A 19,822-nucleotide genomic window follows, 5' to 3' on the forward strand; every position below is an offset into this window, starting at 1 on the left:
ACAGTCTTATATTTCGAAGAGTACGGTGAAGAATTTTACCGAGGCAATTCACTCGGTCAGTGTGAGATTAAACTGTTCATTTTCGGCAACTGGGTTGAGTACCACACTGGTGTTCGACTCTCGAATGTCGGTATCCGTGAGCAGCTCTTTGATTTGATCATTCATGCCATCGGTATCACGAAATTTCCCGACAGCAATCACATCATAATCACCAGTGACTTCATAAACAGTTGTCATTTGTTTTTGTTTTTCAAGTCGATTTGTGATACTAGGAAGCGCACTTCCTTCGACTTTCAGTTGAATGATTGCTGTCACATCATAGCCGATTGCATCATAATTCACACGTGGGGTGTATCCTTCAACGACGCTTTCATTTTCAAGATCGCGAAGATGGTTCGAGACTGTTGTGACAGAGACATCAAGTTCCTCAGCAAGACTGCGAAGACTAGCTCGACCGTCCCCAAGTAATGCATTAATCAGTTTTGCGTCGAGATTTTCATACGTCATTACACCTATAGACGCTTTGGGGGGATTAGAATTTTACGAATATCCAGTTACTAGCCCAACTTGGGGCATTTGCACCAAGCGATAACGTCTTTATACTGGGCGTATTCGATTTTGACTGTACACAAATATGACGGACGAAAATAAGTCTGATTCGGCAACCACTGACGGTGGACTTTCAGCAGAAGCACAGCGTGTCATCGATCAAATTGAAGAAGGAGATGTTGAATTCCTTCGGTTACAATTTACTGACATACTTGGGACTGTAAAAAACGTCGCAATCCCGGTCTCGCGAGCAGAAAAAGCATTTAAAGATGGGATCTATTTTGATGGATCCAGTATTGAAGGATTCGTCCGGATTCAAGAATCCGATATGCGATTAAAACCAGACCCATCAACATTCGCCGTTCTTCCATGGCGCAGCGGTCGATCAGCACGTCTGATTTGTGATGTGATTAATACATCAACGGGCGAGCCATTTGCAGGTGACCCACGTGCAGTTTTGAAGGAAACAATCGAGCGCGCGAATGAGATGGGGTTCACCATTAATACATCTTCTGAGCCGGAATTCTTCCTCTTTGAAGAGGATGAGGACGGTCGGGCAACGACAAAGACGAATGATGCAGGTGGTTACTTTGATCTTGCACCGAAAGATCTCGCATCAGATATTCGTCGAGAGATTATTCATGGGCTTGAGGAGATGGACTTCAATATTGAGGCAAGCCATCATGAGGTTGCAGAAGGGCAGTACGAGATTAACTTTGAATATGAGAGTGCGCTCACAACCGCTGATAATATCGCGACATTCCGGACGGTTGTTCGCGCAATCGCAGCACAACACGACTTGCATGCGACATTCATGCCAAAGCCAATCGCGAAGATCAACGGCTCGGGAATGCACACGCACATCTCACTATTCGATGAGAACGGAAACAACGCATTCCATGATGAGAGTGATGAGTTTAATCTCTCAGAGACAGCTCATTCATTCCTTGCTGGAGTTCTTGAGCACGCACCGGCTATCACGGCTATTGCAAATCCAACAGTAAATAGCTACAAACGTCTTGTCCCTGGATACGAGGCACCAGTGTATGTCGCGTGGTCTGACCGCAATCGTTCAGCCCTTATTCGAAAGCCGGCTGCGCGGGTTCCAGCAGCCTCACGGATTGAGCTTCGCTCACCAGATCCATCATGTAATCCGTACCTTGCACTTGCAGCAATCATTACTGCTGGATTGAACGGTATTGATGATGGGCTTGAGGCTCCTGATCCAATCCGTGAGAATATTTATGAGTTCGATGAAGAGACTCGGATGGAATATGGAATTGATACTCTCCCAGGTAACCTTGGTGAGGCAATTGATGCACTTGACTCCGATGAAGTTATTCAGGGTGCTCTTGGGGACCATGTGTATAATAAATTCGCTGAAGCAAAAACACAAGAATACGATGAGTTCCGTGTCGATGTCTCTGATTGGGAACTTGATAGATACCTCGAGACATACTGAATTATCATATTAGCTGGTGGAGCACAAACACATCGTTCAGAAACTAATTCAGATTATATAAATCGAACTTTTCTCACGTCAGAACCACCCATAGTTCACATATAGGTAATCGATCAAATTCTTTCGCTGAGAGGTTCAGACTATATTATATGATTCGATCGGTAATAGACGGCGAAGCAAGTATTATTACCGCAGCAAGGCTGCCTGTTGCGATGGCATAAGATGCAATAGAAACGGGATTGATCATCGTTCCAAATTGAGCTACATACACCGTAGTGCTCATTATTACGGTGGTTATCAACGCAGTGAATCCGATGGTGATGCATATTCCGCCGATAATAACAGTTCGTAACGTAATTGGAACTCGTATAGCACCGAATGTTCGTCCATATTTGTGCCAAATAGCAGCACCTGTTGCTGCCATACCAGTTCCAAGAAGAACTGCAATCTCATTCGGTGCAATCATGATAGAGGAGATTGTGAGGATGGCGGCGACTCCGAACATTGCAGTGACATCCGTATGCGTTGGTCGAACAAGCGCGCTCATATTTCCACCCATCTCAAGTCCTGACCCAACGGTCATAATAATAAGAGCTAATAGAGCAACACCAACCGCGATCCCGGCAAAAACATCGACAACATAGTGCACGCCAATAATAACCCGAGACGCAGCGACAATAATAATCACACCACCAGCAAGAGCAACTCGTCGCCACCACTGCCAGCGTTCAGTCAACAACGCTGCTGCGCCCCAAAATACGGTTGTCCCGATTGCATGTCCACTTGGGAAGCCAAACCCACTGCGATATGACACTGGTGGACGGGGCAATGCGAACAAATGCTTCAATCCAACTGTGATCGCGATTGCAGCAATCTCAATAGCAAGAATGAATGCTGCTCGTCGTCGAACAAGAAGTCCGCGTCGACCAAAGAGATATAATATTGATATCATAGCAAATAGTGTATATGGGCTCCCAAGGTGCGTCAATATCCGAAAGACCGCCACTACTATCTCTGGAATATCGCTGAGAACACGTAACTCGCCGATTCCGCGCGTAGCCAATACGCTAAGCACGCTAGAAGATATCATTTCTGTATTATCGAATCCAATCAAGCAAATTCCGGGATGAATCGACTGCATTAAGCCCAGCACCAAAGAGGACGAATAATACATAGAGACCAAGTGTCGAGAGATATATAATGATCATTGCAATTAGCGCAAAGAAATCATCTAAAAGATAAAATGCAGCAATCGTCGTTGCAGTTCCATACAATAAGACAAGATATGGACCCCATCCACGGGCTTTGCCGCGTCGAAGTTGCTTTCGAATATATTGTTCGAGATTTGTTTTGAGTGTTGGTCGGTCAACTGTCCGTGATTCGACTTCCTCCTCAAATGCATCAAGATCGGCTCGAAGGGTCTTAATTTCACGTTGTAACGTCTCGATATCCGGTGCACTTTGTGGGTCGGCTGTTGTGTCAGTTTCGTTGGGATTTGCTGTTGGATTTATTATAGAATCATCCGAAATGGTCGAATCTGGCGCTTGTGTATCCGTTTTTGATCTTGTCGTGTCTGAGTGAGTGTCAGCAGCCTCAGCAGTGTGATCAGCGTTATCTGCATCATCACTGTGGTTGTCTCTATCATGTTCCCCAACAGGTTCGTCTGTATTACGTGACTCCTCATCATCCGCACTCATCATCTAGTCTGGTCTGCATGTCGGTCTGGCATATGTTGTACTTGCCGGTCTGTCCTCAAATTTATCGAATAAAAATACCGTTCACAACTATCTCTCAGAGAGGAAGCCATCGTCATAATTGAATTATCAATAGTCGATTACTGTTCATCTGGGTCAGTCGTCGCCGAACGGATTTCTGCAATAGTTGCATTTGTCTTGAATGCCGTTCCACTGTAATGTGTTCGTGTTGCGTCAAAACCTGCTGTATGAAGTTGCTCAATAAATTCATCCATGCCAATCGCTGACCGAGTCCATTTTTTACAGAGTCGATGTTGGTCATAATGCGTTGGTGTCTCAAGTTCATTTTCGACCATTTTGAGGATTGAATCCGCTTGTTTAATCTCTCCCATTTCTGTTGTAATGTGATTTCGAACGCGGCGTGTGAATCCCTGTTCACGAATTGAGCCCAGATATAATGGACCAGCGGTAATAACTCGATTACCCTCACAGTGATGACACATCGATGGTGGGTGTGCGATATGACCGAACTCATGCTGTCGTGTTAGACAATCCTCGCAATGATACACATACCCAAGGTCTGAAAGCAACTCATCTGCACGCGTTGCGCGAGTATCAAGTTCAAGATACGTTCGAACATAATGTCGTGTGACATGTGAAAGAATGGGAATAGCCGCTGTATCATAGCGAGCTGCGGTCCGGATAAGCGCGGATAATAACACTCGAAGTCCCATTTCAGGGTGATATTCAGTATTTCGTGGGAGTGTTGAGTATGTCCGAATGCCAGATTGCTGATGAGCGCCACACAATGGCGCAGTATCTGTCGCTGTAACACAGACAAGATTCCGGGCATTTGCGAAGGCTGCATCAGCGAATGGGATTGGTGTTCCGAACGGATCCAAATCAACAACATCGAATATCGCTTCGGGTCCAAGAGGTGATTCCGGACCAGATTGATGCAGCACAGCGTTTGCATCGCTGGGTAGTGTTTGTCCGTCAAGATCATTTTTTTCGAGATTTGACTGTGCGAGAGCCACTGCATCAGGGTCAATATCCGTACAGGTGACATCGTACCCTGATGCTGCGGCTCGGACACCACGAACACCACTTGCGGTCATTGCATCGAGATACGTCTCAGCGCGTGGCTCGCGCTCTTGATATGCACGGAGTGCTGCAACTGTAATATCGCGATTGAGTTCCTGTGTAGGGTTATAGAAGACGTCATCACCAACTCCCGCGTCAGCTCCATCACGAGCTGCTGGGACGGTCAGTTCGACGACGCCCTCAGTAATATTCATTGTGTAGGATTATGACCAATCATCAAAAAATAACGCGATGTTCCATGAGGGTGAATTGAGTTATTTCAATGTGTAAGCACAGATAGACTGCATATGAGACTTCAGATATGTAATCCATGTGAATCATCAGCTTTATTTAAATGTGAGGGCACCCTCCCCTCTCCCCCCCCCCTCCACTCACCCTGTAGACTCATGTATCGGTGGGATTTTGACTATGCAGAGTGTGGTGCACTCGTGGTCGACGGTGATTGCGATTCCGACTCGGTGTCTGCCAATAACGATACCATTTCACACACGCAGTGCAATCGAGATGTCGAAATTGGTGTCGATACAGATGTGAATGTCGATGCGGACAAGGATCCAGATGCAGATAGGGTTGCGATCGAAGCCAATAGCAATGAGCGTGATCAAAATATAGAGTCAGATGAGGACGTGGACGACACAACACAGTATACAACAGCCACGGATGCTGAATCAGGCGATACAGCCAAGAGTTCAACAATGACAACGAATACTGAGTCAAGTGAGGTGTCTGATAATTCAGATGTTCGTACACATCATGTTGTCTCAAGTAGTGTCAGTGATGAAACCGAGGCTGCATGGCGAGGAGAACTAGCCGCGACAGAACAACTAACACCAACAATCGTTGATGCGATTATCAAACACCATGGAGATAGAGGTGCTCGTGCCATTGATGCGGTATCAGAAGAGCGTGTGAAGCGATATCGTGATTTCACGGTTGTCGTCGGACATAATGATGAATATATCGTTGAAGCCGGAGGCTGCACGTGTAAAGACAGTTTGTATAATCTTGATGCAACAGATCCAACACAGTGTTGCTGGCATATCCTCGCAACCGCGATTGCTGAACGTATCGGTGTCGTCGATCATCATGATATGTGGTATGCAGATGTTCATGACTTTTTATCGTGAACATTTATTATAGATACGCACAACCTATAGGTACGATGGACGCAGCAAGACTCCATAGTTATACAGACGATATGGGTAGTGCGCTCAGCATCGATAGTATTGATCGGCCAACTGTCGAACGATCCGATGATATTATTGTTGAAGTTGCTGGTGCTGGATGGTGTCAGACAGATAATCATATTATCGAAGGGATGTGGACCGACTACGTTGATCAAGACCTCCCAATGACACTTGGACATGAGAATACGGGTGAGGTAATTGCTGTTGGCGATGAAGTGCAGACTATCGGCGTCGGCGATACAATAATTTGTCATCCCGTAATGACGTGTGGCACCTGCCGACAGTGTCGTCTTGGCGAAGACATGTACTGTGAGAATCTCTCATTCCCTGGTCTCACGACCGATGGGGGATTCGCAGAATATCTCCGCACGAGTGAGCGATCGGCTATACCACTTCCTGATGGTGTTGATCCTGTTGATATTGCTCCACACGCCGATGCTGGAATTACTGCTTACCACGCCGTGAAGAAGGCTGTCGATGAATTAAATCCAGGCGATCCAGCCATTGTTATTGGTGTTGGCGGATTGGGGCATATCGGACTACAATGTCTTGATGCAATGAGTGCAGCAGATATCATTGCACTTGATATAAAGGAAGCGGCTCGTGACCTTGCGGCTGATCTTGGTGCACGATATACAGTCGATCCCACAAGTGAAGATGTTTCAGCAGCAATTGACGATCTCACTGATGGTCATGGTGCTGAACAGGTGATTGATTTTGTTGGCGCTGATGTAACGACAGGCTATGCTCCGGATGTAATCGCTCCCGGTGGCGATCATCATATTGTCGGGTACGGTGGACATATTCATGAACCATCGCAGGCACTTGTCGACGCAGAATTTGCATATCGTGGAACGATTGTCGGACAGTATACTGAACTGCAGGAACTTGTCCGATTGGTTGAACGTGGCGATGTTGAACTGCGAACGAGTCGATATGACCTTGGCTCTGTCAATGCTGCTGCTGAACAACTTGAACATGGTGAAATTGAAGGGCGCGCCGTAATCACGCCAAATTAAGTAATTTGTTGGACGCAGATTCACACTAACAGATTGAATTGACCACGCTATTACGCTCAATATCACTACTTGACATACTCTTCGGCGTTCACCCGGAGGAATCCTGAGCGTGAGCGTGAATGGTGGAGATTTCAGGTTTGTAGTCTCACCAAGCATCTAATCGGTGAGAATCCGTCGGAATGCTCGCGGTCTGAGGCGGGTGAGACTGCTGGGGTGGCACATCTCAGCCCCCGGTACTCGTATCCTCGGTCATATGTGGACTCCCAGTATTGTTTGTGCCACGGGGAATCCGGTAGACCTCGACGGACTCGGAGTGACTTTTCTGATGTTTCCACATAGTCAGACACAGCATCTGCATCGGTTCATTATACTTATCTGAACCGACCGTTCATCAAATTGGTTCCGACTATTATCTGATTGCTTGAGGCGGGCAGACCGCCATTGTCGGATTAGCTGAATACAGGCGCTAAGCCCTCCCTCAAGGAGCACCACAGTCCACGCGAGCGGACAAGGAGCGCAGTAGGGAGGGGAGGAGATACAGCGCCGTCATCATCTGGTTGTACACTGTGAGTCGGCAGACTCACAGACCTATCTAAGCAGTTATGTTGTCGGACGCCGGAGGAAAGAGTAAGATGGGCGTTCTGACCTGTCGGCTTCGATTCGCTCGTCGTTCCATTCGGAACGAGTTGCTCCGTGCGAGGCTGACGGACAGGGATAGCGTTCAAACGCGACAAAAAGCGTGCGTTGTCCCACGGAATCACCCCGTCGAGCAACTAGGAGTGGGACACTCCGCAGAAACGTCCCCAGAAATCTCCGAGTTCTGGTTCCGGTGTGCGAACGAATCGCCCCGCGATTCGTCAACGCCTGTGGAGACTGCACTCCCTGTGGATACACCTGTATCTGCAAAGTGCGTTCACCAGACTCCGTCTGGTGGGCTGTCAGACGCAGTCTGACAACGTCGTAGAAGCAGGAAGCCCCACCCTCAGCGAGGCCGTCAGGTCGAGCAGGGCGGGGTAGTTCACTGGGAGTCGTTCTATCCCCGACCTGAATCATACCATATCGGACGGTTGCCTGCCAATTCAACGTATGGACTGAGATTTCTGGTTGGCAATCGAACGGTAGATTCTAAAAACTTATCTCAGATTCATCCTGCGCCTGAAGTCCTGTCTCTTACCCACAAATCGAGTCAGTATTTTAGCGGAACGGGATCGGCGAGCACGACTGAAATTCTCGGTATCTACAGTTTCAACACCTCTTTGGAACAATTGTAGTGGCGTTGATTACCGACGTTCTATAACCCCTACAGCCAATATCATTGCCTGAATCGCTTCTCGCTTCGATTTTTTGTGTTCAAAATACCTCTGAAAGCGTCTGAAACGTCCGGTTACGACTCCACGAACTTATGGGTAAAAGACAGGCCTGAAGTCGCAGGTATTCTCCTTGGTTCTCTATAATTCAGCAATAAGGCATGTTCATGTAAATGCTACAATTCCTCCCAACTGCTTTTACTGACGCTGTAAGAAAATAGCTGCATGCCAACAATTGATGAAAAACGGGTATATACAAACACTGTAGGCACAGAAACTGTCTATCTCGGGAGTGAATTAGGCGTTCTCGGCGTCACTGTTTCTGACGCGGTCGTTGGTGAATTCGGTCTTGCGTATCGTGGAGCAGTTCGTGACATTGCAACCGCGGGACCGTATGTTGCTGCGGCTACCGACGATGGTGTTCTTCTCGCCGATCATCGACGGAGACGCGAAGATGCTGGGGACGAAGCTAGTATGGATGAATTGCAATTTTATAATATTGGTGATGGAATTGACTCTGTTAGTGCTGTTGGATTTGAAACAACCACCCAAAACAAGGTTGCACTCATTGCAGGAGAGACCTCGGGGGATATCTACCGCCTCACAATGTCACCGGATGATATATTTGGCTCTCAACCGGAGATACTCTCTACATGGAAATTTATTGATACATGCAGTACTATTTACGAAATCGATATGCCGCTCATCGCAACCGCTGAGGGAGTATTTCAGGTAACGTCTGATGCGCCATCGGGCACTATCATCTCATATGCTGGATTGGACACGGCGCATGACATTGACGCTGAGCCAGTTGCGGCGACGACAGATGGACTCTATGTGCTTGCGAATGGATGGATAAAGATTCCATCAATCGAACAGGCTGAATCCGTCGATATCATGCGGTCTTCTGATAGGATTGTCCGGGCACATGCTGTCTGCGGTGGCAGTTTATATGCATGTAATGTAAGCAATACAGCCGGACTCGTGCCTGATATGGGTGCTCACTGGAAGTCAGTGAATCTGCCGGTCACAGAGCCAATTATGGCTGTTGCACATAGTCACACAACAACGTATGCTGTGACGACTGATGGAACGCTTGCAGCATGCGTTGATATCACTACTGAGACTGCTGAGACTACTAAGAGAAAACCAGCTCACAGAAGAGAGGCTGAATGGCAGCATCGGAATCTTGGCGTGACAGGTGTTAGTGCTATTGCTGTGTCGCATAATAATTGGTGAATCACCCGAAACCAACATTTGAAAAGGGGTTTTAGTACGGACTGAGAGACAGTGGATATGATTGTTCCTGGAAGCTCTTCGCAAGCACTCGCTTCAGCCCTCGCGACAGAACTGAATAAACCTCTTGCTGCAGTTACGTATGACCAGTTTCCCGACGGCGAAACACTTGCTGCTGTGCCTGAATTCGATGGTGATAGAGCGATTATTGTTGCGACAACTGACACAAACGATACATGGGTAGAACTGTTGCAGTTACAGGATGCTGTGATAGAAGCAGGTGCTACAGAGGTTATTACGGTTATTCCGTACATGGGATACACACGACAGGATCGAGCGTTCAAGTCTGGGCATCCGGTCTCCGCACGCGCGATGGCTCGGGCGATTTCACCAACAACTGACCGGGTTATTCTGATTAACCCACATGAGCGGTCAGTTGCTGATTTTTTTGACGGACATGTGACAATCTGTGATGCAGCATCACATCTTGCAGAATCACTGCCATCTGGATTATCTGAACCACTCTTTATTGCTCCAGATGCTGGTGCCATCGAACTCGCCACTGCTGTCCGGGATGAATATGGTACTGGGAGTACTGATTACTTTGAGAAGACACGTCATTCTGGGACCGATGTTGATATGAATATAACTGATACGAATGTATCAACTCGGGATGTCGTTGTTGTTGACGATATTATCGCTACCGGAGTGACAATGAGCACAGCTGTTGGACATCTTAACGATGGTGGTGCAGCACGGGTTTACATTGGATGTATTCATCCCCTACTGGCTCGAGGTGCTCGAACAAGACTCGAACGCGCCGGTATTGAACGGGTTATTGGAACCGACACAATCGAACGCGAAGTGAGTGCCGTATCAGTCGCTCCAACTGTCGCAGCAGCTATTGAGGCAGTTGATATTGAGAAGAGATAGGATTCAATCCTAAAGGGACCCATGTTGTATGATCATCAAATACATACTTACTCATGCTGCACGTCTAAAATCTCGCTCTTCAGGACGAGAGGGATGTCAATGTGACAAGCTCAATATGATAACCCGAACCTACTTGCTATCGCCGTGTGAAATGATGACATATGAGCGAGGATCCAACAATTTTCGAACAGATTGCTGCTGGTGACATTCCAGCTCGGATTGTTCATGAAACCGAAACAATCGTTGCGTTTCTCGATGCGAATCCACTCGCGCCCGGGCATACGCTTGTCATCCCAAGAGATGCATATACCAAACTCGGAGATCTTCCTGATGACGTTGCGACCGAATTATGGGCAACTGTACAATCGCTGACACCAACTATTGAGACTGCGGTTGACGCTGATGCAACGACTATTGGTGTTAACAATGGATCTGCGGCAGGTCAAGAAGTCCCGCATGTGCACATTCATATTATTCCTCGATTCGATGACGACGGGGGTGGTCCAATCCATGCCACTGCGGGTGCACGTCCAGAGTTGAGTGATTCTGAGCTTGACACTATTGCGATGAATATCGAGTCGACAGCCGATTTATAACTAATATACGCGGTGTAATGAAATGAGAGATCTGACAGCAAGAAGCGAATATTAACAATACGAGAGTTGTCATATCCAACTTTTGTTGGGATTCGTCGTCAATTCAATGAAATATGATGAAACGAATTTAATCTGATCACTAGATCGGGTCAACAACAGCTATCCCAAGAAACGTTGTTTGAGACGGGTTGGCAAATCAGTCGTGTCATCCACAATCTGCTCAATCGATTCTCCCGCGGTTACAGCAGCAAAATGTGCAATTGACGTTGCGTATGTATCATTATTTGCATCATATGGCGCTGACTGTATCATGGTGTCACTTCCGGTAAGCGTCGGAATACCAATCTCAGCCTCATCGCTATTTCCAAACGTTGAGACAGTAATTGAGGTCTCAAATTGCAGATCAGCAAGACGGTCATGCATTCGCTGGAGTGCTGTCACCCCTCTGTTTGTTGCCGGCATCATCACGATTCGATGGTCAGCGACATGCGCGGCTGCAACCGCGAGGTTTGCACTAATTGGTGGGACATCAACAAGAACTGTATCAAACTGTGTTGCTGCGGTTTTTGTCCGTGTTTCAAACTGCTTAGCAGCTGCGACAGATTGTGCGCGGGCAAGCCGTTCAAATGGAGCCATAATAGGACAGACAGCAAGGCGTCCTGGCACTGTATCACTCCATGGAAGCGCGTAAAGTCCATCAGATAGTGGAGTATCGACCGCATCTGTAAGGAGTGTCGTGAGATCTGGGTCAAGACGACCCTTAACATAGTCTGACAGCCCTTGTGACCCGACTGCAGCATCGAAGACAGCAACATCTGCGCCAGTCCGGGCGAGTGTTGTTGCTACCTCAACGATTGTGCGTGTCGTTCCCGCCCCGCCGGTCGCACCAATAACTGCAGTGATAGTTGGTTGATGAGCTGCTGTCATCGTTGCGCCTGCACTTGTCTTGTCTCAGGGACCAGAGCTGTATGATATACTTGAGCATAATCAGCTGACTGGAGTAATCTTGGGTTTTGCTGTCCGGTTCCTGTCTGAGTGTGATGGTTATCGATATGTCTCATCAGCTGCAGAAGCGTATCATATCTTTTTTTGAATTGACACAAGACGCTTGATTTTAGCCCGTGTAGCAGGGCGACACCTGATTGTGAATGAGCACTGTTCGATGACAGAACAAGGATAATACATTGGAAAATATGTGATGGATATAATAAAATATCAGAATAATATATAATGAATATCATGTGAATGTGAGTGTCGGTTGTTTTGTGATTACCGGCAGTGCTGTCGGGCAATTGGTGAATAATAGATAATATTCTTTATGATTTGATAGCAACAATCTTAGCGTGAGTTCATAAGTACGGTAATTTTGAGCTGTGTATGTTTGCATTATATGTATGTGTTTGTGTATGAGCACTACTAGTCGATTATCACAGATTACCGCCGTCATTGCTTGTTTCAGCGAACTTTCCATGCTGTGAGACAGATGAATGATCACAAAAGGAATTAGCTGTATCGCGGCGAGTGACATCCGCAATTGGTTCAATTATCTCATGTGTTTCAATATATGTAGCGAGTGCGAACGTCGGTTCATCGGTCTGTGTCAACGCGAGTGCGTCAACACGAGAGAGTTGCCCTGCAAGCCAATCGTGGAGTATCTGTCGTCCGGTAGGAGCTAATGGCATAATACCCGGTTTACCGCATCGATAAAGTGTCTTCGCAGCAGTGACAGGTGCGATTCCTGCAGTCGTAGCAGCAGCTTCAATCCCAGCACCAGCATCATACGCCTCAAGAACTGTCGTTGCGGCAACTGCTGTGCAGGGAAGTTCTGATTCGTGATCGCCAAGACGCTCGCTCAAACTGATATCGGTATCATCGATTGTTGCAACCGTGCGAGTCTGCTGCTTTGTTGTTGACTTAATCCCTGCGGCAATGTCCGACAATCCCATAGATTGTGATGTTCTCACTCTGATACATAATATGTTCGTCGTATTATCAATTCTGAGAGTTGGAACTGACCGGTAACCGGTTAGTTAAGACCGGCATTCCGGCTCGAATCGGCGTCATCTGCCCTACTGTTAAATATCGATTCCCGACAGAGTTGTATATGTAATGAGTGACGCACCCGTTATCAAGACCGAAGCAAAGCGTAAATCTACTGCTGATATTTCTCTCACAACAGATACACCGGTATCGTGTCCTGAGTGTGGCGGACATCCTGAAAATACGGGCGAGGAGACTATTTGTGGAGACTGTGGGTTGGTATTATCAGAATATCGTATTGACCATGGACCTGAATGGCGGTCCTTCGCGGACGACACAACAAATCCAAAGCGAACTGGCGCACCGCTGACCCGGTCCCGACATGATCGTGGGCTCTCAACTGAAATTGGTCGCTCAATTCGTCTTACTGGGCGTAAACGACGGCAGTTTGCTCGCCTCCGTCGTCAACATAATCGCGCTCGTATCTCAACAAAACGTGAGCGTAACCAGGTATATGCATTTACTGAGATTCGACGACTCACAGGCGCGCTTTCACTCCCGAAGCAGATTCGAGATGATGCATGTTCGCTGTTTCGATCTGCACAATCAGAGGACTTACTTAGAGGTCGTTCGCTTGAGGGCTTCGCTGCTGCTTGTGTGTATGCTGCCTGTCGAGTTGCCGGGGTTGCTCGGACAATCGAAGAGATCACTGACATTGCAAAAGCGACATCTGCCGAACAACGTGCTGCGTACACCGCACTCAATCGTGAACTTGGACTTCCAATTGGACCGATTGATCCGGCACAGTATCTCCCCCGGTTTGCCTCTGAATTAGAACTTCCATCCGATATTGAGCGCCGCGCTTGTGAATACATCTCAATGATAACAGCACAAGGGATTGGTGCTGGGCGAAATCCAAGTGGTGTTGCCGCTGCTTGTCTATATACTGCTGCTCGTGACATTGGGTTTGAACTAACACAGCAGACAGCAGCAGATATTGCGGATGTCACACCGGTCACACTACGTGCGACATATCATGATCTCCGTGAGGTGACGCTGCCGGCAACAGAATAATTATTTACTCTGTATAACTCAGGCATCAAGATGTGTTGTATCACCGCTGCATCTGAGCTGCCAATTATTGCCTTTTTCAACTATCACAGTGCTTTCTAGCCCATTGTTTTGCTCCCGATCGATTCGTGTTATCCCGCATAACGGTGCATTAGCACCCGCAGTCGTGCCAATCAGCCCGTCGACGACACTGCTGATCACACCATGTCCAACGAGGACAATTGTGTCAGACATTGATTTGGTGAGCTGACGCGTTTTCTTCCCAATCCGATTCATTACTTCAGCAGGAGATTCAGGATATGGTGGGAAGATCTCTGGATCATGACTCTGGGTGACACCTCTCAAATTGTAGTGTGAGATGGTCAATATCAATTGTCTCTGGCTCAGCATCAAACCACTCAGGTTTCTGTGCCCACCAAGCACAGGCTCAACCGCAACCGACTTTGAGATTTCTGCACAAATTTCACTAGCTGTCTCAATAGTACGAAGAAATGGCAAGCTGTAAACCTGCCTCAGGGTCACATCAACATCAAAGCTCCGAGGCTTCCTGCTTTGTCGACAGAACTTACAAAACCACTCTCACTGAGAGGACCGTTTCAGAGCGGGTCCGGTCTCCACAGATCGTTCGAAAATCGAAGATTTTCGTGATCACGAGAGAATTCATTTCTCGGACGACATTGATTTGGAACGTTCCGTTCCTCTCTGAGTTGGACGGTGCGTGGTGTCTGACCGCCCGTGTGATGAGACTCTCAGTCAGACGCGCTGACCATCACAGTCATTATTTAACCACCAATCAGATTACATATGACGGGTCAATTAGAGGTGTTGGCTTCACTCGGGGTCAAACCCCGAGGCAGTCGCCTTGACAATCTGCACACGGAATCAATATTGGGCTGCATATCAGCGAATCGCCGATTAACTCGCCATGCTGCCTATCGACCAAGATCGGTCAGTCCCGGATCATAAAAACGATCAGCGTGTATTCCTCAGTCGGAATCGACGCTATCCTGTCGCTATCCATGTCGCATGGCGAGAACTCTTTTATTCATAGTAACTAGCGGTACGACAATATTTTTTGACGTGTCGGTCGTTGTACCCTTTCAATTCATTGATGAAGTAGACTTTTCATCAGCGTCTGATGTGGATAATTAAAATTACTAGATTATGTCATATGATGTCCCCTCAGCAATGTAACACACCGTATATTACCGAATCAGCAATCATAGGCACTCACATACAATGATACATTTATGCTGCGACGATAGTATATTTTATTATATATCAACACGTTTTATTTTGCTTACAACACGCTGGACAGCGCGTGATGCAGGTGCTGTTGGAACTCGTTGGATGAGTGGATGAAGCGTCTCAAGCGTCTGCTTGATTCGAGGATCAACAGGGACCCCCACTGTGGGTGCACCAAGCGTTTCAGCAATAGCGTCTGTCGGTGAACTATCATCAGCTCGATTGATTATTACACTGATAACTCCAGTATTAACCTCACGTGCAAGTGCTCGGACACGGACAGCGTCTCCAAGTGCATACGCACGAGGTGATGCAATAATAACACATGTCTCTGCGACTGCGAGTGGAACACCAGCATCAGCCCGAAGACCCGCTGGGCAGTCGACAACGATGTCTCCATATGCATGCTCCACACGCTGAAGTACTGATTCAAGAGCGGTGATATCCGCTGCCCGTGCACCGGTGAGTGATCGACCACACGGAAGAATGCGAATCGTACGAGGATGTGTGTTATATTCTTGTGCTTGTTTTTGTCTGACTGTTCGAACAGCCGCAATCGGGTCAGCCCGTCCAGCCAACACATCATGGAGATTTGGGGACTTGATATTTGAATCGGGACATGGAATATCAGCCATCCCTAAGTCAGCGTCGACAACGACCGCATCGAGCGCCGCCGCAAGTTCAACAGCAAGTGTTGATTTCCCTATCCCTCCTTTTCCACCGGTGACAGCGAGAATCATTATTATAATGACCCGTCAGCTGATTGTGTTCGATCAGGAGCGGAATTGATATTTGTGTGTTTTTCACTGTCGGATCTAGACTGACAGGTCACTTTGGAGTCATCAGCCACAGATGCCTCCATGTGCTGCATGTCAGAAGTGCCTGAAGATGAAGAAGTGTCGATAGTGCGTGTTGCAATCTGACGGAGTGCACTGATTGGCTGATCCGCGACATGCGGTGAGGCGGTAATAATGTGATCAACCCGTGTGTTAATCTCTTCGAGTGCTTCATATTCTGCTTCGGTTAATTGCTTGTTTGGTTTCGATGACGCACGGGGAGCGTGTGTTGTATTCATCATATTAATTCTTGTTTGTCGGGTCCGATTACTTACTGATTGATCACTACCCATTGACTGATCAAATCGACCCTCAATAGTAGTGAGCCATGTATCAACGCAGGGTGGTAACGAAGTTTGTTTGTTCTTGGACGCTGAAATCGCGGACGTAATATGACGATCTGTCCCGGGTGTTTCTGCCATATTATCAGTCGGCGAATCAGAAGAAGATCGAGATATAGGGTTTGAGTCTGGGATTGTATCAATAGGTGGGCGGGAGCGTCCAAGTGTTCGAATAACAGCGTCTGTTGGTGAGGATATACTCGTATTTATTGATGTGTTGTCTATTATACTGTCTGCATGTGCTTCAACGGAGACAGTCTCATCAATTGAGGGTACTGTATCATCATCATCATTATCATCACTCGGGCATGCATACCCAATCGTCATTCGCTTCCCAGCGGGAACATGACCATTATATCCTGCAGCGTCCCATCCCGACGCTGGAATCCCCGCCTGCCGAGGGGGGAGTACAGGTCCATTAAGTCTATTTTGAACACGAACCCGACAATCAACACTCGTGTTATTGTATACTGTGACGGCAACAAGAATGACGTTAGCAGCACGATGTGTTGACACACTAGTTTGCACGCGGACAATAGTCGCGTATTCACATATTAATCCTTGTTAGCTGAATTGAGGCGCTAAGGTTTCTAAGCGAAAGTCTGCGAATTTCGTTGTAGGATAGATCTGGCAAGTGGAGAGCAACCCACATCGTTCGCATTCTCAAAGTCGGTACATTGCTATATTAAATCGTTTCGGGGTCAAGCCCGGGGGAGTCGGCTTACACTGGCTCATACGCGATTCACTGAGACGGGTTGAACATCAAGATAAACGGATAATATTTGATTTCGAACTCACACTACGGGTGAAGGACCCGACCTCAGGGTGCTGGTTGTGGATTCACATCTAAATAATCTCTCAATCACATATGAAAAAAGGAATGACGGTAGTGACCTCAAGTTATTTTCACCTGTTGGTAGTGCTAACAATTATTGTTGCATTAATCCGAATCGCAAGCGCTGATATACCGTCAAACGCAGTTGCGACGCTTTCAGCAACGATTAGCGGCGCACGAAGTGGAGCAAGCGAAAGGATTGCAATTGCGTCAGCAAGTGCGGTTGTATAATTGTTATTTCCATCGATACGCTCAGCAATCCACGGCACCTGGCGAACACGATCAAATTCAGCCTTCATTACATCGAAAATTTCTGCCCGGATATGACGTTTCAAATTTTGACGACGGTCAATAAGTGATAGGCGCTTCTCTTTGCAATCACGGGCAGTGCGGGCAATATCGATTAATTGCGTAAGTCGCTGAGTCGCAGCAATCTCCTCTGTCGAGGCTTCAGAGAGTGTCCGAATTGCGTTCTTGAGTGCAATCTCCGCGTTAGTGATGTCGGTAGTCACATCGGTCTCACGATATACAGCCATTTGACCACGAAGCATAGCAACACGTTCACGTAATCGCTCAACATCCGCCCCAGCATCAGCAACACGCCTTCGGGCGGTCGTAATGTCAGGCACCGATGATATCTCTAGTTGGTCGATAGCTGATTGTACAGTCTTAAGCGAACTATCATACGGTGTTTTGACCCCGCAAAGCCGCCCAATGGTAATAAGTGCATCTCGGCGCTTGATATCTGGATCAGGGCTTAGTATACCGATGTATTCACGTACCGATGTTGGCGGTGGTGAATAGATAGATAACCTCTCCGATGATGTTGGTGCCCCTGCACACACGGTTTGATTAAGTTCGATAGGTGAGATATCCGTATGTACCTGATGTGAACAGTACCATCGTTCGGAGTCCGAGTGAGACCGATATTGGATAGTTTCTCGACGTTTTTCAGAATCATAAATACTAGTGCTATCATCAGAGTCCGGTTCAGTTGGTGAACGGCAGAAGTCAATTACGTGTCCCTGCACCTGTTTTCCACCAGGAAATTCAACGATTGGTGGTGGCGGAACAGCAGACGCTGACTGAGGATTACCAATATAATGATCAGTATCGTCATTAGTCATAATTCGCGGGTGCGCATCGACTCAGAGGTTGGGTGATCAGTCCCTACCACAAACTTATCATACGGTGTGTTCGGTGTCTCTCTGTGTTCATATGCTGTTGCAGCTGTCCGAATTTCTTCGGGAAGGTCAAGAAACTCATTAAATGGTGTTGTCCGTTCGACTTGGACATCCGCACCATGGCGAATACGCAATCGACAGGCAAGAAATGCACTGTACTCTGTTTCTGTGAGAAGCGCGGCTCGACCAAATCGGCGAACAACACTCTCTTCATGTGATCGACATGCGTTTCGAAGCGTTTGTCGTGCGTGAGAACTGTAAGTCACAATCAGTAGCATGACTGATTCTCGGGTCCACGCGATGGTATAAAAATCACGCGTCTTTCTGTTTAAGATTATTTTAATTCTCAAGATGCATTTGATATCGTGGATGGAAAGCGTGTCATAGAAAGATGAAGCTCCACTCCTAACGAGTCTGCGTCAATAGACGAGTAGGGTGTGGTGGTTCACAGATACTATGTCATAGTGATTAGTGCAAGTCTTTACCGCCGTGATTATCGGTGCCATGATAGGAGCCGCTGAAACCGCGTCATTCGACATCGTCGGTGAAACTATTCGAACTAATCACTATCAATCAGTCACCGGATCAAATGGGAGTGATGTTGATTTGATCACTGAGCTCGGATGGGTCGATATGTAACAGTGTGGCAATCCGATCATGTGCTTTTGATTTACTCGGTGCAACAACAATGAGACCTGCAACCCGCTCAGTCCCGCTTGCCTCGTATGCACATAATTCTGATGAGGTTGAATCAAGTTCTGCGGCATACGTTCGAAGCACACCAATAACTCGCTGTTCAACCGCTGCGAGATCTGAATCACCTGTCTCGAAAGCACGTAACGACTCCTCAATATTCCTCAGCGCTGAAATCCGGTCCATGATCTTAGTACTTGTCTTACGTTTTATCTGATTTACAACTACGGATTTATACGCAAGAATTCCACCCTAAGTTCTATACTATGGGGTATCTGTCTGAGGATAATACGTATATAAAAATTGTCCACGCTATTATGCGATCTATATCAGTGACTGGTAATACAAATCGGATTTATTATTAAAATCAGGCAAGATATCTGTTTAATACCCAGTCATGCGTTCTATCATTGGTCAGGATATTAAATCGCTAGTGATCGATATGATCATAATTGGATAATCGAGGATCAATTGATTAAGGAAGTGAGATTAAGAGTAAATAAAGCGCAAGTTTTAGTAACGCAGTTTGTATTCTTGTTAAATTTACCCG

Annotated in this window: 19 protein-coding genes; 7 read left to right on the forward strand and 12 right to left on the reverse strand. The window is 47.1% G+C overall.

Annotated elements, in window-relative coordinates:
- Positions 1–48: 48 nt before the first annotated feature.
- Positions 49–507 carry an HTH-type transcriptional regulator Lrp gene (lrp, locus tag HQRW_RS13745; protein WP_011572811.1) on the reverse strand — a complete coding sequence of 153 codons (459 nt, stop codon included), beginning with the start codon at positions 505–507 and terminating at the stop codon, positions 49–51.
- Between the two features lie 127 nt (positions 508–634).
- On the opposite strand from lrp, the gene glnA reads away from it, so the two are divergent.
- Positions 635–2,011, forward strand: coding sequence for a type I glutamate--ammonia ligase (glnA, locus tag HQRW_RS13750; RefSeq protein WP_014557063.1), 1,377 nt, complete (start codon positions 635–637; stop codon positions 2,009–2,011).
- 145 nt (positions 2,012–2,156) lie between these two features.
- On the opposite strand, the gene HQRW_RS13755 is transcribed toward glnA, so the two are convergent.
- From HQRW_RS13755 to HQRW_RS13765, 3 genes are all read right to left on the reverse strand, one after another.
- Positions 2,157–3,152, reverse strand: a complete 996-nt coding sequence (locus tag HQRW_RS13755) for a phosphatase PAP2 family protein (RefSeq protein ID WP_231852365.1) — start codon at positions 3,150–3,152, stop codon at positions 2,157–2,159.
- Positions 3,109–3,711 carry a hypothetical protein gene (locus HQRW_RS13760; RefSeq protein ID WP_014557065.1) on the reverse strand — a complete coding sequence of 201 codons (603 nt, stop codon included), beginning with the start codon at positions 3,709–3,711 and terminating at the stop codon, positions 3,109–3,111. Before HQRW_RS13760 ends, HQRW_RS13755 begins: the two co-directional genes overlap by 44 nt.
- Positions 3,712–3,845: 134 nt before the next feature.
- A complete protein-coding gene (locus HQRW_RS13765; RefSeq protein ID WP_011572815.1) occupies positions 3,846–5,003 on the reverse strand; it encodes a tRNA (guanine(26)-N(2))-dimethyltransferase in 1,158 nt (385 codons plus the stop codon).
- 528 nt (positions 5,004–5,531) lie between these two features.
- Here HQRW_RS13765 and HQRW_RS17075 point away from each other — a divergent pair.
- The 5 genes from HQRW_RS17075 to HQRW_RS13790 all read left to right on the forward strand — a co-directional run bounded on the left by HQRW_RS17075 (position 5,532) and on the right by HQRW_RS13790 (position 11,087).
- A complete protein-coding gene (locus tag HQRW_RS17075) occupies positions 5,532–5,936 on the forward strand; it encodes a hypothetical protein (protein WP_014557066.1) in 405 nt (134 codons plus the stop codon).
- Positions 5,937–5,971: 35 nt separating this feature from the next.
- Positions 5,972–7,015: an NAD(P)-dependent alcohol dehydrogenase gene (locus HQRW_RS13775; RefSeq protein WP_014557067.1), complete on the forward strand. Its 1,044-nt coding sequence runs from the start codon at positions 5,972–5,974 to the stop codon at positions 7,013–7,015.
- 1,532 nt (positions 7,016–8,547) lie between these two features.
- Positions 8,548–9,561 carry an HVO_0234 family beta-propeller protein gene (locus HQRW_RS13780; protein WP_014557068.1) on the forward strand — a complete coding sequence of 338 codons (1,014 nt, stop codon included), beginning with the start codon at positions 8,548–8,550 and terminating at the stop codon, positions 9,559–9,561.
- A 57-nt stretch (positions 9,562–9,618) separates the two neighbouring features.
- A complete protein-coding gene (locus tag HQRW_RS13785; RefSeq protein WP_014557069.1) occupies positions 9,619–10,491 on the forward strand; it encodes a ribose-phosphate diphosphokinase in 873 nt (290 codons plus the stop codon).
- Positions 10,492–10,652: 161 nt separating this feature from the next.
- Positions 10,653–11,087 carry an HIT family protein gene (locus HQRW_RS13790; protein WP_011572820.1) on the forward strand — a complete coding sequence of 145 codons (435 nt, stop codon included), beginning with the start codon at positions 10,653–10,655 and terminating at the stop codon, positions 11,085–11,087.
- A 159-nt stretch (positions 11,088–11,246) separates the two neighbouring features.
- On the opposite strand, the gene HQRW_RS13795 is transcribed toward HQRW_RS13790, so the two are convergent.
- The gene (locus HQRW_RS13795; protein WP_011572821.1) at positions 11,247–12,014 is read right to left on the reverse strand and encodes an AAA family ATPase; all 768 of its coding nucleotides are present in this window, start codon (positions 12,012–12,014) and stop codon (positions 11,247–11,249) included.
- 500 nt (positions 12,015–12,514) lie between these two features.
- Positions 12,515–13,033: a DUF7858 family protein gene (locus HQRW_RS13805; RefSeq protein WP_014557070.1), complete on the reverse strand. Its 519-nt coding sequence runs from the start codon at positions 13,031–13,033 to the stop codon at positions 12,515–12,517.
- 163 nt (positions 13,034–13,196) lie between these two features.
- Between HQRW_RS13805 and HQRW_RS13810 the strand changes: the two genes are divergently transcribed.
- Positions 13,197–14,141 carry a transcription initiation factor IIB gene (locus HQRW_RS13810; RefSeq protein ID WP_014557071.1) on the forward strand — a complete coding sequence of 315 codons (945 nt, stop codon included), beginning with the start codon at positions 13,197–13,199 and terminating at the stop codon, positions 14,139–14,141.
- Between the two features lie 18 nt (positions 14,142–14,159).
- Here HQRW_RS13810 and HQRW_RS13815 read toward each other — a convergent pair whose 3' ends face one another.
- The 6 genes from HQRW_RS13815 to HQRW_RS13840 all read right to left on the reverse strand — a co-directional run bounded on the left by HQRW_RS13815 (position 14,160) and on the right by HQRW_RS13840 (position 19,458).
- On the reverse strand, positions 14,160–14,660 hold the full coding sequence (locus HQRW_RS13815; RefSeq protein ID WP_077260095.1) for a histidine phosphatase family protein: 501 nt from the start codon (positions 14,658–14,660) through the stop codon (positions 14,160–14,162).
- 752 nt (positions 14,661–15,412) lie between these two features.
- Positions 15,413–16,123, reverse strand: coding sequence for a P-loop NTPase (locus HQRW_RS13820; RefSeq protein WP_014557073.1), 711 nt, complete (start codon positions 16,121–16,123; stop codon positions 15,413–15,415).
- Positions 16,124–16,125: 2 nt separating this feature from the next.
- Complete coding sequence (locus HQRW_RS13825; protein ID WP_014557074.1) at positions 16,126–17,088, reverse strand: DUF7857 domain-containing protein; 963 nt, start codon at positions 17,086–17,088, stop codon at positions 16,126–16,128.
- A gap of 378 nt (positions 17,089–17,466) precedes the next feature.
- Positions 17,467–18,522 (reverse strand): DUF7856 family protein, encoded by a 1,056-nt coding sequence (locus HQRW_RS13830; protein WP_014557075.1) that lies wholly within the window; start codon positions 18,520–18,522, stop codon positions 17,467–17,469.
- Positions 18,519–18,857 (reverse strand): DUF7855 family protein, encoded by a 339-nt coding sequence (locus HQRW_RS13835; protein WP_014557076.1) that lies wholly within the window; start codon positions 18,855–18,857, stop codon positions 18,519–18,521. Before HQRW_RS13835 ends, HQRW_RS13830 begins: the two co-directional genes overlap by 4 nt.
- A 307-nt stretch (positions 18,858–19,164) precedes the next feature.
- Positions 19,165–19,458 (reverse strand): DUF7854 family protein, encoded by a 294-nt coding sequence (locus HQRW_RS13840; protein ID WP_014557077.1) that lies wholly within the window; start codon positions 19,456–19,458, stop codon positions 19,165–19,167.
- Between the last annotated feature and the right edge of the window lie 364 nt (positions 19,459–19,822).

This window comes from Haloquadratum walsbyi C23, from assembly GCF_000237865.1.
In the GTDB taxonomy this organism is placed as follows: domain Archaea; phylum Halobacteriota; class Halobacteria; order Halobacteriales; family Haloferacaceae; genus Haloquadratum; species Haloquadratum walsbyi.